The sequence below is a fragment of the Paracoccus sp. ME4 genome, from assembly GCF_046736325.1.
Classification (GTDB): domain Bacteria; phylum Pseudomonadota; class Alphaproteobacteria; order Rhodobacterales; family Rhodobacteraceae; genus Paracoccus.
This window is the reverse complement of record NZ_CP151276.1, coordinates 2,094,022-2,107,449: the sequence shown is the minus strand read 5'-3', so window position 1 is coordinate 2,107,449 and position 13,428 is coordinate 2,094,022. Positions and strand designations below refer to the sequence as shown.

Below are 13,428 nucleotides of genomic sequence, written 5' to 3'. Positions count from 1 at the left end.
TACGGATGCTGAAAGACCAGGATCGCATTTTCACCAACCTCTACGGCATGGGCGACCGGAGCCTGGCGGGCGCGAAGAAGCGCGGCCATTGGGACGGCACCGGCGAGATCATCGGTCGCGGCCGCGACAAGATCATCGAGCAGGTCAAGGCCTCGGGGCTGCGCGGGCGCGGGGGCGCGGGCTTCCCGACCGGCCTGAAATGGTCCTTCATGCCCAAGGAATCGGACGGGCGGCCCAGCTATCTGGTGATCAACGCCGACGAATCCGAGCCTGCGACCTGCAAGGACCGCGAGATCATGCGCCATGATCCGCACACCCTGATCGAAGGTGCGCTGATCGCCAGCTTCGCGATGAACGCGCATGTCTGCTACATCTACCTGCGCGGCGAATACATCCGCGAGAAGGAGGCCCTGCAGGCCGCCATCGACGAATGCTATGACGCGGGGCTGCTGGGCGCGAATGCGGCCGGGTCGGGCTGGGATTTCGACCTCTATCTGCATCACGGCGCGGGCGCCTATATCTGCGGCGAGGAAACCGCCCTGCTGGAGAGCCTGGAGGGCAAGAAGGGCATGCCGCGCATGAAGCCGCCGTTTCCGGCGGGCGCGGGCCTTTACGGTTGCCCCACCACGGTGAACAACGTCGAATCCATCGCCGTCGTGCCGACGATCCTGCGCCGCGGCGCGGAGTGGTTCGCGGGCTTCGGTCGTCCCAATAACGCGGGCGTCAAGCTGTTCGGCCTGACCGGACACCTGAACGCGCCCTGCGTGGTCGAGGAGGCGATGTCGATCCCCCTGCGCGAGCTGATCGAGAAGCATGGCGGCGGCGTGCGCGGCGGCTGGAAGAACCTCAAGGCGGTGATCCCCGGCGGCGCCTCCTGCCCGGTCCTGACGGCCGAGCAGTGTGAGAACGCCATCATGGATTACGACGGCATGCGCGAGCTGCGGTCCTCCTTCGGCACGGGCTGCATGATCGTGATGGATCAGTCCACCGACATCATCAAGGCGATCTGGCGTCTGTCGGCCTTCTTCAAGCATGAGAGCTGCGGGCAGTGCACGCCCTGCCGCGAGGGCACCGGCTGGATGATGCGCGTCATGGCGCGCCTGGTCTCGGGCGAGGCGGAGGTCGAGGAGATCGACATGCTGCTGGACGTGACCAAGCAGGTCGAAGGCCACACCATCTGCGCTCTGGGCGACGCGGCCGCCTGGCCGATCCAAGGCCTGATCCGCAACTTCCGCGGCGAGATCGAGGACCGGCTGAAGGCCAAGAAGACCGGGCGCATGGGCGCCCTGGCGGCCGAGTGAGGATCGGGGCGGCATATCACGCGGCGCGCACGCGCTCGTGTCGGGCAGGGGCCTGCGACGGTGATGATGTGGGAACGCATGATCACCGAAAGGATTCTGCCATGAAACGCTCCCTTATGGCCGCGCTTGCGCTGGCCCTGTTCTCGGTCCCCGCTTTCGCGCGCGAGCCGCTGAACCGGAACGACTACATCAACGACCGGCTGGTGCAGGCCCGCGTGGCCGACCTGCTGCGCCGCGGCTGTCCCAGCATCGACGCCCGCCTGATCCGCGCCTTCGCCGAGGCCCGCGCGCTGAAGCGTTACGCGCTGGAGCAGGGCTACAGCGAGGCCGAGATCGAGGCCTTCCTCGACAGTCGCGAGGAACGCCGGCGCATCTATGCCGAGGCCGACCGCTACATGGTCGGAAACGGCGTCGTGAACGGGCAGCCGGAAACCTTTTGCCGCCTCGGGCGGGACGAAATCGCGCGGCAGACGATCGCCGGATCGCTGCTGAACGCCAGATAAGGAAGTCAGTCATGGCAGAACTGCGCACCATCAGGATCGACGGCAAGGACATCCAGGTCGATCCCAACCTGACCCTGATCCAGGCCTGCGAACAGGCCGGGATCGAGATCCCGCGTTTCTGCTATCACGAACGCCTCTCCATCGCCGGGAACTGCCGGATGTGCCTGGTCGAGGTCGTGGGCGGACCCCCGAAGCCCGCCGCCAGCTGCGCGATGCAGGTCAAGGACCTGCGTCCCGGCCCGGAAGGTGCGCCCTCCGAGATCCGGACCAACAGCCCGATGGTCAAGAAGGCCCGCGAGGGCGTGATGGAGTTCCTGTTGATCAACCATCCGCTGGACTGCCCGATCTGCGATCAGGGCGGCGAATGCGACCTGCAGGACCAGGCGATGGCCTATGGCGTGGACTTCAGCCGCTACCGCGAGCCGAAGCGCGCCTCCGAGGAGCTGAACCTGGGGCCGCTGGTCGAGACGCACATGACGCGCTGCATCAGCTGCACCCGCTGCGTGCGCTTCACGACCGAGGTCGCGGGCATCACGCAGATGGGCCAGACCGGTCGCGGCGAGGACAGCGAGATCACCTCCTATCTGAACGAGACGCTGGCCTCGAACCTGCAGGGCAACATCATCGACCTCTGCCCGGTGGGGGCGCTGGTGTCCAAGCCCTATGCCTTCACCGCCCGCCCGTGGGAGCTGACCAAGACCGAGACGATCGACGTGATGGACGCGCTTGGCAGCGCGATCCGCGTGGACACCAAGGGGCGCGAAGTGATGCGCATCCTGCCGCGCAACCATGACGCGGTGAACGAGGAGTGGATCAGCGACAAGACCCGCTTCGTGTGGGACGGCCTGCGCCGCCAGCGTCTGGACACGCCCTATCTGCGCGAGAACGGCCGCCTGCGCCCCGCCACCTGGCCCGAGGCGCTGACCGCCGCCGCCCGCGCGATGCAGGGCGGCAAGGTCGCGGGTCTGGTCGGCGATCTGGCCTCGGTCGAGGCGGCCTTCAGCCTCAAGACCCTGATCGAGGGCTTGGGCGGTTCGGTCGAATGCCGCACCGACGGCGCGCATCTGCCCGCCGGCAACCGCAGCGGCTATGTCGGCAATGCCGCGATCGAGGATATCGACCATGCCGCGTCGATCCTGCTGATCGGCACCAACCCCCGCGACGAGGCGGCCGTGCTGAACGCGCGCCTCCGCAAGGCCTGGGCGCGCGGTGCGCGGATCACCCTGGTGGGGCAGGCGGTCGATCTGACCTATGACTATGAGCACGCGGGCACCGACCGCGCGGCGCTGACGGCGCTGCTGGACAAGGCCGAGCCGCAGGAGGCCCCCGGCCTGATCATCGTGGGTCAGGGCGCGCTGCGCGAGGCCGACGGCGCCGCCGTGCTGGCCGCGGCGCAGGCCCTGGCCGAGGCGACCGGTGCGCGTCTTCTGGTACTGCACACGGCGGCCGGACGCGTCGGCGCCATGGATGTTGGCGCGGTGACCGAGGGTGGTCTGAGCGTGGCCATCGACGGCGCGCAGGTGATCTTCAACCTGGGCGCGGACGAGGTCGAGATCGCGGCCGGACCGGTCGTGATCTATCAGGGCAGCCATGGCGACCGCGGCGCGCATCGCGCCGACATCATCCTGCCCGCCGCCTGCTATACCGAGGAGATGGGCCTCTTCGTGAACACCGAAGGGCGTCCGCAGCTGGCGATGCGCGCCAATTTCGCGCCGGGCGAGGCCAAGGAGAACTGGGCGATCCTGCGCGCCCTGTCGGCCGAACTGGGCCGGACCCTGCCTTGGGACAGCCTGGCGCAGCTGCGCCGCGCGCTGGTCGAGGCGGTGCCGCATCTGGGCCAGATCGACGAGATCGTCGAGAGCGACTGGCAGCCCCTGCCGCGCCGCGATCTGGGGCAGGCGGGCTTCGTGAACCCGGTGCGCGACTTCTACCTGACGAACCCGATCGCGCGCAGCTCTCCGCTGATGGGCGAGCTGTCGCGCATGGCGGCGGCGCGCGGCGCGACCGCGCTGGCGGCGGAGTAGGGCCGTGGGCGCCCCCCGGCACAACGCCCGCGCGGCGGCCGCCCTGGTCGGCGCCGCGCTGCTTCTTTCGGCCTGCGGGACCGAGGGCGGAGACGGCGCCGATGCCCGTCCCCGCGCCAAGCCGGCCGAGGTCACGACGCTGGTCGCCGGCCGCGAGGGGCTGAGCCGGGCGCGCATCTCGACCCAATCGGGCGAGATCCTGATCCTCGAGGAGGACGGCAGCGTCACCACGATGGACCTGGACAGCGCCGGGGGCCGCGACGCCTTCGCGGTGACCGAGGCCGACCTAGCGGCACTGAACGCCAACCTGGATCTGGATTTCGCGGGTCTGGTCGCGACCGACCTGCCGCCGCGCAAGACCGCGCAGCAGGAGGCGCTGGAGGCCTTCGCGGCCCGGACCCAGCCCGCCTTGCCGGTGTTGGCCGAAGGCGCCGAGATCGACCCGCAGGTGTTCCTGGCCGTCAAGGTGCAGCCGCTGAACCGCGGCGCAGGGGCCGATCTGGTCGAGGTGACCGCCAATCTGCAACGGGGGGTGGACGCCGATATCGCGTTCTCGTATGCCACCTGCGCATTGGCCGGTTGGGCACGCGACAATGGCAACCCCTACGGGCGGCACATCCGGACGCTTCAGGCCGAACGCGACGGCAAGCTGCTGATCGGATCGGCCTTCCTGCTGTCGGACAGCAAGCCGATGGGATTGCGGGTGATGGAAACGGAAGAGACCTTGCGCGAATGCAGCGCACGCGGCATTCCAGCGGCGTAAGGCAGAGGGACTGGCATCATGGCTGATTTTTGGGCATCCTCCTGGGGCATCGCGCTGATCCTGCTGGCGCAGGGTCTGGCGCTGATCGTCTTCGTGATGCTGTCGCTGGTCTACATGGTCTATGGCGACCGCAAGATCTGGGCGGCGGTGCAGATGCGGCGCGGTCCTAACGTGGTCGGACCCTGGGGCATCCTGCAGACCTTCGCCGACGCGCTGAAATTCGTCGTCAAGGAGATCGTCGTCCCGGCGGGCGCGGACAAGTTCGTGTTCTTCCTGGCGCCCTTCCTGTCGATGATGCTGGCGCTTCTGGCCTTCGTGGCGATTCCCTTCGCGCCGGGCTGGGTCATGGCCGACATCAACGTGGGCATCCTGTTCATCTTCGCGGTCTCCTCGCTGGAGGTCTACGGGGTGATCATGGGGGGCTGGGCGTCCAACTCGAAGTTCCCGTTCCTGGGCTCGCTGCGGTCGGCCGCACAGATGATCTCCTACGAGGTCAGCCTGGGCCTGATCATCATCGGGGTGATCATCTCGGCGGGCTCGATGAACCTGACCGCCATCGTCGAGGCGCAGCGCGGCGCGGGGCTCCTGTCCTGGTTCTGGCTGCCGCACCTGCCGATGGTGGTGCTGTTCTTCGTCTCGGCCCTGGCCGAGACCAACCGCCCGCCCTTCGACCTGCCGGAGGCCGAATCCGAACTGGTCGCGGGCTTCATGACCGAATACTCCTCGACCCCCTATCTGCTGTTCATGGCCGGCGAATACATCGCCATGTGGCTGATGTGCGCGCTGATCAGCCTGCTGTTCTTCGGCGGCTGGCTGTCGCCCATCCCGGGCCTGCCGGACGGGGCGATCTGGATGTTCCTGAAGATGGTCTTCTGGTTCTTCATGTTCGCCATGGTGAAGGCCATCGTGCCGCGGTACCGCTACGACCAGCTGATGCGGATCGGCTGGAAGGTGTTCCTGCCGCTGTCCCTGGGTTGGGTCGTGATCGTGGCTTTCCTTGCGAAATTCGAAGTCTTCGGGACCTTCTGGGCCCGTTGGGCAGGAGTGTAAAAGATGGCTTTCGACGTCGTCCGCGCCACCAAGTACTTCCTGATGGTGGATTTCATCAAAGGCTTCGGCCTGGGCATGCGCTACTTCTTCGCGCCCAAGCCCACCATCAACTATCCCCATGAGAAGGGCCCGCTCTCGCCGCGCTTCCGGGGCGAGCATGCGCTGCGCCGCTATCCCAATGGCGAGGAACGCTGCATCGCCTGCAAGCTCTGCGAGGCGGTCTGCCCCGCGCAGGCGATCACCATCGATGCCGAACCCCGCGACGACGGCTCGCGCCGCACGACGCGCTATGACATCGACATGACCAAGTGCATCTATTGCGGCTTCTGCCAGGAGGCCTGCCCAGTCGACGCGATCGTCGAGGGGCCGAACTTCGAATACGCCACCGAGACCCGCGAGGAGCTGTTCTACGACAAGGAGAAGCTTCTGGACAACGGCGCCCGGTGGGAGGCCCAGATCGCGCGCAACCTGGCGATGGACGCGCCCTACCGATGACCGATCCCTTCACCAAGATGTTCCAGCAGATGCTGGCCCAGGGACAGGAGATGGCGCGGACCTTCAACCCCGCGCTGGAGCATTTCGACGTCAAGGCGTTCGAGAAGATGTTCCCGACCATGCCTGCGGACATGCTGGAGATGTGGTTCGGCAAGACCTTCAACCGCGACGGTCTGGATGCGCGCACGCGCCTGCTGGTCACCATCGCCGCGATGACCGTCCAGGGCGCCCTGGCCGAGCCGCAGCTGCGCCTGACCATCCGCCACGCGATCGAGGCCGGGGCCACCCCGCGCGAGATCGCCGAGGTGATCTATCAGATGGGCATGTTCGGCGGCCTTCCGGCGATGCAGAAGGCGCTGGAGATCGCCCAGGGCGTATTCACCGAATCCGAGGGGAGCCCCCAGTCATGATGACCTTCGCCTTTTACCTCTTCGCCATCTCGGTCTGCACGGCGGGCTTCATGGTGGTGCTGTCGCGCAACCCGGTGCATTCGGTGCTGTGGCTGATCCTGGCCTTCATCTCGGCGGCGGGCCTGTTCGTGCTGCTGGGCGCGGAATTCGTGGCCATGCTGCTGATCATCGTCTATGTCGGCGCCGTGGCGGTGCTGTTCCTGTTCGTGGTGATGATGCTGGATGTCGACTTCGCCCAGCTGAAGGGCGAATTCGCCCGCTATCTGCCGCTGGCGGGGCTGATCGCCATCGTGCTGCTGGCGCAGCTGGCCATCGCCTATGGCGCGTGGGAGAGCAGCGACCAGTCGGCCACGCTGCGCGCGGTGCCCATGGCGGCGGAGGCGCAGAACACCAATGCCATCGGCCTGGTGCTCTATGACCGCTACATCCTGCCGTTCCAGCTGTCGGGCCTGATCCTGCTGGTCGCGATGATCGGGGCGATCACCCTGACCATGCGTCACCGCCGCGACATCAAGCGTCAGGACGTGATCCGCCAGATGCACCGCGATCCGGCCAAGGCCATGCAGCTGCGCGACGTCAAGCCGGGGCAGGGGCTCTGAGCCCCGCCCGCCCAAGGAATATCAACGGGTGAGCGTGCCCGGAGGGACTGAAACGATGATCGGATTGACACATTACCTTGTCGTGGGGGCGATACTGTTCGTCGCCGGAATCTTCGGCATCTTCGTGAACCGCAAGAACGTCATCGTCATCCTGATGTCGATCGAACTGATGCTGCTGGCGGTCAACATCAACTTCGTGGCCTTCTCGGCGCATCTGGGCGATCTGGGCGGGCAGATCTTCACGATGTTCATCCTGACCGTCGCCGCCGCCGAGGCGGCCATCGGCCTGGCCATCCTGGTCGTGTTCTTCCGCAACCGCGGCACGATCGCGGTCGACGACGTCAACGTGATGAAGGGGTAAGCGGTCATGGCGCAATTCATCCTGTTCGCGCCCCTTCTGGGCGCGCTGATCGCGGGCTTCGGCTGGCGGCTGATCGGAGAGCGCGGCGCGCAGATCCTGACCACCGCCATCCTGTTCGCCGCCGCCGCCCTGTCCTGGGTCGTGTTCCTGACCTTGGGCGAGCCGCAGAGCCTGCCCGTCCTCGACTGGATCGTGTCGGGCGACTTCACCTCGGAATGGGCGATCCGGCTGGACCGGCTGACCGCGATCATGCTGATCGTGATCAACTCGGTCTCGGCGCTCGTGCACCTCTACAGCTTCGGCTACATGGCGCATGACGAGAACTTCGGCGACGACGAGCCCTACCGGGCGCGCTTCTTCGCCTACCTGTCGTTCTTCACCTTCTCCATGCTGATGCTGGTGACCTCCGACAACCTGCTGCAGATGTTCTTCGGGTGGGAGGGCGTGGGCGTCGCCTCCTATCTGCTGATCGGCTTCTACTTCAAGAAGCAGTCGGCGGGCGCTGCCGCGATGAAGGCCTTCATCGTCAACCGCGTCGGCGATTTCGGCTTCCTGCTGGGCATCTTCGGCCTGTGGTGGATGACCGGATCGATCCAGTTCGACCAGATCTTCGCCCAGGTGCCGATGCTGGCCCAGACCGAGATGACCTTCCTGTGGCGCGACTGGAACGCGGCCAACGTGCTGGCGATCCTGCTGTTCATCGGCGCGATGGGCAAGTCGGCGCAGCTGTTCCTGCACACCTGGCTGCCCGACGCGATGGAGGGCCCGACCCCGGTGTCCGCCCTGATCCACGCCGCGACCATGGTGACCGCGGGCGTGTTCCTGGTCTGCCGCATGTCGCCGCTCTATGAGTTCGCGCCCGAGGCGAAGATGCTGATCGTCTATATCGGCGCGACCACGGCCTTCTTCGCCGCGACCGTCGGTCTGGTCCAGAACGACATCAAGCGCGTCATCGCCTATTCGACCTGTTCGCAGCTGGGCTACATGTTCGTGGCGGCGGGCGTCGGCGTCTATTCGGTCGCCATGTTCCACCTGTTCACGCATGCCTTCTTCAAGGCGATGCTGTTCCTGGGCGCGGGATCGGTGATCCACGCGATGCACCACGAGCAGGACATGCGGAACTATGGCGGGCTGCGCAAGAAGATCCCGCTGACCTTCGCGGCCATGATGATCGGCACGCTGGCCATCACCGGCGTCGGCATCCCGCTGACCCATATCGGCTTCGCGGGCTTCCTGTCCAAGGACGCCGTGATCGAGAGCGCCTATGTCGGCAGCACCTATGCCTTCTGGATGCTGGTGATCGCGGCGCTGATGACCAGCTTCTATTCCTGGCGGCTGATGTTCCTGACCTTCTATGGCAAGCCCCGCGGCGATCATCATGCGCATGACCACGCGCATGAGAGCCCGCGCGTGATGACCGCGCCTCTGGTCGTTCTGGCCTTCGGCTCGATCTTCGCGGGCATGATCTGGTACAACAGCTTCTTCGAGGAGGAGGGCGTCGCCCGCTTCTTCGGCATCGAGGCCGCCCAGCACGAGGAGGCCGGCCACGGCACCGAGGTCGCCCATGCGACCACCGAGGCCCCGGCCGAACCGGAGGCCGCCGCGGCCCCCGCCGCCGCCGCCGAGGGCGAGGCCCATGCCGAGGCTGCGGATGTCGCCTCCTTCACCGTCACGCCGGGCGCCATCTACATGCGCCCCGACAACCACGTCATGCACGAGGCCCATTACGTTCCGAAATGGGTCAAGGTCTCGCCCTTCGTGGCGATGCTGATCGGCTTTGCCCTGGCCTGGCTGATGTACATCCGCCGTCCGGAGATGCCGGGCCAGCTGGCCGCGCAGCAGCGGGGCCTCTATCAGTTCCTGCTGAACAAGTGGTATTTCGACCAGGTCTATGACGCGGTCTTCGTGCGTCCGGCACGCTGGATCGGCGCCAAACTGTGGACGGGCGGTGACGGAGCGGTTATCGACGGCGCCATCAACGGGGTCGCCCTGGGAATCATCCCGCGGCTGACCCGGTTCGCCGGACGCGTTCAGTCGGGCTATCTGTTCCATTATGCCTTCGCGATGGTCCTTGGCATCGTGGGCTTGCTGATCTGGGTGATGATGCGGGGCGCGCACTGACATGACGAACCTTCTTTCGATCATCACCTTCCTGCCGATCGTGGCGGCGGGGATCCTGGCGGTGTTCCTGCGCGGCGACGACGCGGCATCGCAGAAGAACGCCAAATGGCTGGCGCTCATCGCGACCGGCGCAACCTTCCTGATCTCGCTGTTCCTGCTGGCGGGCTTCGATCCCGCCAATACGGGCTTCCAGTTCGTGGAGGATCACGCCTGGATCATGGGTCTGCGCTACAAGATGGGCGTGGACGGGATCTCGATCCTGTTCATCCTGCTGACGACCTTCCTGATGCCGCTGACGATCCTGTCCTGCTGGGACGTGTCGGTGCGGGTCAAGGAATACATGATCGCCTTCCTGGTGCTGGAGGGGCTGATGATCGGCGTCTTCGCGGCGCTGGACCTGATCCTCTTCTACCTGTTCTTCGAGGCGGGCCTGATCCCGATGTTCCTGATCATCGGCATCTGGGGGGGCAAGAACCGCATCTATGCGTCGTTCAAGTTCTTCCTCTACACCTTCATCGGCTCGGTGCTGATGCTGGTGGCGATGATCGCCATGGCGCGCACGGCGGGCACCACCGACATCGCGCAGCTCCTGGCCTTCGACTTCCCGTCCGAGACCTTCGGCCTCATGGGCCTGACCGTCGTCGGCGGCATGCAGACGCTGCTGTTCTTGGCCTTCTTCGCCAGCTTCGCGGTCAAGATGCCGATGTGGCCGGTCCATACCTGGCTGCCCGACGCGCACGTCCAAGCCCCGACCGCGGGCTCGGTGGTGCTGGCCGCAGTGCTGCTGAAGATGGGCGGCTACGGCTTCATCCGCTTCAGTCTGCCGATGTTCCCGGTCGCAGCCGATCTGCTGCAGCCGCTGGTCCTGTGGATGTCGGCCATCGCCATCGTCTACACCTCGCTGGTGGCGCTGGCGCAGTCCGACATGAAGAAGCTGATCGCCTATTCGTCGGTCGCCCACATGGGCTATGTGACCATGGGCATCTTCGCCGCGAACCAGCAGGGGCTGGACGGGGCGATCTTCCAGATGCTGTCGCACGGCTTCATCTCAGGCGCTTTGTTCCTCTGCGTGGGCGTCATCTACGACCGCATGCACACGCGCGAGATCGACGCCTATGGCGGGCTGGTGAACCGGATGCCGGTCTATGCGCTGGTCTTCATGTTCTTCACCATGGCCAATGTGGGCCTGCCCGGCACCTCGGGCTTCGTGGGCGAGTTCCTGACCCTGCTGGGCGTCTTCCGCGCGAACACCTGGGTGGCCTTCGTGGCCGCGACCGGCGTGATCCTGTCGGCGGCCTATGCACTGTGGCTCTATCGCCGCGTGACCATGGGCGCGCTGATCAAGGAGAGCCTGCGCACGATCACCGACATGACCGCGCGCGAGCGCTGGATCTTCGTCCCGCTGATCGCCATGACCCTGATCCTGGGCGTCTATCCGCGCCTGGTGACCGACATCACCGGACCCGCCGTCGAGGCGCTTCTGGTGAATTACAACGACGCGCTGCCCGCCGAGGCAGCGGCGGACGACATGGCCGCGGCCGCCGTCAGCCCCGCCGTCAGCCACTGAGGAACGCACGATGACCGGTTTGGATATCTCCACGATTCTGCCCGAGCTGCTTCTGGCGATCTATGCGCTGGCCGCGCTGATGGCGGGGGCCTATCTGGGCAAGGACCGCATCGCGGTGCCGATCCTGTGGACGACGGTCGCCGTGCTGCTGGCGGTCGCGGCCTATACGGGCCTGTCGGACCGCCCGCAGCAGAGCGCCTTCTTCGGCATGTTCACCGACGACGCCTTCGGCCGCTTCGCCAAGGTGACGATCCTGCTCTCCGCCGCCGCCGTCCTCGCGATGAGCGCGGAATACATGAACCGTCACAACCTGATGCGGTTCGAATACCCGATCCTGATCGTGCTGGCCTCGGTCGGCATGTCGATGATGGTCTCTTCGGGCGATCTGCTGACCCTCTACATGGGACTGGAGCTGCAGTCGCTGGCGCTCTACGTCGTGGCCGCGATGCGCCGCGAGAGCGTCAAGTCGTCGGAGGCCGGCCTGAAGTATTTCGTGCTGGGCGCGCTCAGCTCGGGCCTGCTGCTCTATGGCACCTCGCTGGTCTACGGCTTCTCGGGCACCACCAGCTTCGCGGGCGTGATGCAGGCGGTCCAGGCGGGCAGCCTGCCCATGGGCCTGCTGTTCGGTCTGGTGTTCCTGCTGGTCGGCCTGGCGTTCAAGGTGTCGGCCGTGCCCTTCCACATGTGGACGCCCGACGTCTACGAAGGCTCGCCCTCTCCGGTGACGGCCTTCCTCGCCACCGCGCCCAAGGTCGCGGCCATGGCGCTGATCGCGCGGCTGATGTTCGACGCCTTCGGCAACGTCCCCGCCGATTGGGGCCAGATCATCGCGGCGCTGGCGGTCATGTCGATGTTCCTCGGCTCGATCGCGGGCATCGGTCAGCGCAACATCAAGCGCCTGATGGCCTATTCCTCCATCGCGCATATGGGCTTCGCCCTGGTGGGCCTGGCGGCCGGCACCGCATACGGCGTGCAGGCCATGCTGATCTACATGGCGATCTATGCGGTGATGAACGTCGGCACCTTCGCCTTCATTATGTCGCTGGAGCGCGACGGCCGCCCGGTCACCGACCTGGAGAGCCTGAACCGCTTCGCCAGCACCGAGCCGCTGAAGGCCATGGCAGTCCTGCTGCTGATGTTCAGCCTGGCGGGCGTGCCGCCGCTGGTCGGTTTCTGGGCGAAATACGGCGTGCTGACGGCTGCGGTCGATGGGGGCATGGCCTGGCTGGCCGTGGCTGGCGTCATCGCCTCGGTGATCGGCGCGTTCTACTATCTGCGCATCGTGTTCTACATGTATTTCGGCGCCGAGACCGAGGGCGTGACAAGCCGCATGGGCGGGGTGCAGTATGCCTCGCTGCTGGTGCCGGCCTTCGCGCTGCTGCTGGGCTCGATCACCCTGCTGGGCATGGACGATGCCGCTGCCGTCGCCGCGCAGTCCTTGGTCGGCGACGCCACGGTCGCGGGTGACTGACGCGCCCGTCTCATGGCCGCAGGGCGTGGCGCGCCACGTCCTGGACCGGGTGGACAGCACCAATCTGGAAGCCTTCCGGCTGGCCCCGTCGCTGACGGGGCCAGCCTGGATCATGGCGCGCCAGCAGCAGGCCGGGCGCGGCAGGCGCGGGCGCGCCTGGACCGATCCGCAGGGCAATTTCGCGGCCACGCTGGTGCTTCGCCCGCAGGGGGCGGCCTCCGATGCGGCGCGCCTGTCCTTCGTGGCGGCGCTGGCCGTTCATCAGGCGCTGCACGATCTCTGCGGGCCGACGCTGAACCTGTCGCTGAAATGGCCCAATGACGTGCTGCTGAACGGCGGCAAGCTGTCCGGCATCCTGCTGGAAAGCAGCGGCGCGGGCGGGCAGGTGGCGGTCCTGGCCATCGGCATCGGCATCAACCTCATGGCCGCGCCCGACGCGTCCCAGGTGGAGACCGGCGCGCTGCGCCCGGTCAGCCTGGCCGGTGAGACGGGCCTGATCGTCGGGCAGGACGACATGCTGGACGCGCTGGCGCGCCGCATGGACGAGGGCATCCGGCAGATGGCGGCCTATGGCTTCGCCCCGATCCGCGCGGCCTGGCTGGCGCGGGCCGCGAGGCTGGGCGAGACGATCACCGCCCGCACCGGCACCACCGAGACCATCGGCCGCTTCGACGGCATCGACGAGACCGGCGCCCTGATCCTGACCGGGCCGCGGGGCCGTCAGGCCATCCCGGCCGCCGACATCTTCTTCGGGGGATAGCAT

At 66.7% G+C, this 13,428-nt stretch carries 13 protein-coding genes; all 13 read left to right on the top strand.

The genetic code is table 11. The features are described from left to right. The first annotated feature begins 5 nt into the window (after positions 1 to 5). The 13 genes from nuoF (at position 6) to AACG61_RS10735 (ending at position 13,425) form a co-directional block, all read left to right on the top strand. Positions 6 to 1,301: an NADH-quinone oxidoreductase subunit NuoF gene (gene nuoF / locus AACG61_RS10795; RefSeq protein ID WP_411837135.1), complete on the top strand. Its 1,296-nt coding sequence runs from the start codon at positions 6 to 8 to the stop codon at positions 1,299 to 1,301. A 101-nt stretch (positions 1,302 to 1,402) separates the two neighbouring features. Then, positions 1,403 to 1,804 (top strand): DUF5333 domain-containing protein, encoded by a 402-nt coding sequence (locus AACG61_RS10790; protein WP_411837134.1) that lies wholly within the window; start codon positions 1,403 to 1,405, stop codon positions 1,802 to 1,804. 11 nt (positions 1,805 to 1,815) lie between these two features. Then, the gene (gene nuoG / locus AACG61_RS10785; RefSeq protein ID WP_411837133.1) at positions 1,816 to 3,828 is read left to right on the top strand and encodes an NADH-quinone oxidoreductase subunit NuoG; all 2,013 of its coding nucleotides are present in this window, start codon (positions 1,816 to 1,818) and stop codon (positions 3,826 to 3,828) included. Between the two features lie 4 nt (positions 3,829 to 3,832). Beyond that, positions 3,833 to 4,591, top strand: a complete 759-nt coding sequence (locus AACG61_RS10780; protein ID WP_411837132.1) for a hypothetical protein — start codon at positions 3,833 to 3,835, stop codon at positions 4,589 to 4,591. 18 nt (positions 4,592 to 4,609) lie between these two features. Further along, the gene (gene nuoH, locus AACG61_RS10775) at positions 4,610 to 5,641 is read left to right on the top strand and encodes an NADH-quinone oxidoreductase subunit NuoH (RefSeq protein WP_411837131.1); all 1,032 of its coding nucleotides are present in this window, start codon (positions 4,610 to 4,612) and stop codon (positions 5,639 to 5,641) included. A gap of 3 nt (positions 5,642 to 5,644) precedes the next feature. Continuing rightward, positions 5,645 to 6,136 (top strand): NADH-quinone oxidoreductase subunit NuoI, encoded by a 492-nt coding sequence (gene nuoI / locus AACG61_RS10770; protein ID WP_148912082.1) that lies wholly within the window; start codon positions 5,645 to 5,647, stop codon positions 6,134 to 6,136. Next, entirely contained in the window at positions 6,133 to 6,546 is a 414-nt protein-coding gene (locus AACG61_RS10765; RefSeq protein WP_148912083.1) for a carboxymuconolactone decarboxylase family protein, read from the top strand. The genes nuoI and AACG61_RS10765 overlap by 4 nt, the downstream gene beginning before the upstream one ends. After that, positions 6,543 to 7,145, top strand: coding sequence for an NADH-quinone oxidoreductase subunit J (locus AACG61_RS10760; protein ID WP_411837130.1), 603 nt, complete (start codon positions 6,543 to 6,545; stop codon positions 7,143 to 7,145). Before AACG61_RS10765 ends, AACG61_RS10760 begins: the two co-directional genes overlap by 4 nt. Positions 7,146 to 7,200: 55 nt before the next feature. Further along, positions 7,201 to 7,506 (top strand): NADH-quinone oxidoreductase subunit NuoK, encoded by a 306-nt coding sequence (gene nuoK / locus AACG61_RS10755; protein ID WP_411837129.1) that lies wholly within the window; start codon positions 7,201 to 7,203, stop codon positions 7,504 to 7,506. Positions 7,507 to 7,512: 6 nt separating this feature from the next. Continuing rightward, complete coding sequence (gene nuoL, locus AACG61_RS10750; protein WP_411837128.1) at positions 7,513 to 9,627, top strand: NADH-quinone oxidoreductase subunit L; 2,115 nt, start codon at positions 7,513 to 7,515, stop codon at positions 9,625 to 9,627. 1 nt (position 9,628) lies between these two features. Then, positions 9,629 to 11,194: an NADH-quinone oxidoreductase subunit M gene (locus AACG61_RS10745; RefSeq protein WP_411837127.1), complete on the top strand. Its 1,566-nt coding sequence runs from the start codon at positions 9,629 to 9,631 to the stop codon at positions 11,192 to 11,194. Positions 11,195 to 11,204: 10 nt separating this feature from the next. Further along, positions 11,205 to 12,665, top strand: a complete 1,461-nt coding sequence (gene nuoN, locus AACG61_RS10740; RefSeq protein WP_411837126.1) for an NADH-quinone oxidoreductase subunit NuoN — start codon at positions 11,205 to 11,207, stop codon at positions 12,663 to 12,665. Continuing rightward, positions 12,658 to 13,425: a biotin--[acetyl-CoA-carboxylase] ligase gene (locus AACG61_RS10735; RefSeq protein WP_411837125.1), complete on the top strand. Its 768-nt coding sequence runs from the start codon at positions 12,658 to 12,660 to the stop codon at positions 13,423 to 13,425. The genes nuoN and AACG61_RS10735 overlap by 8 nt, the downstream gene beginning before the upstream one ends. Positions 13,426 to 13,428 lie beyond the last annotated feature (3 nt).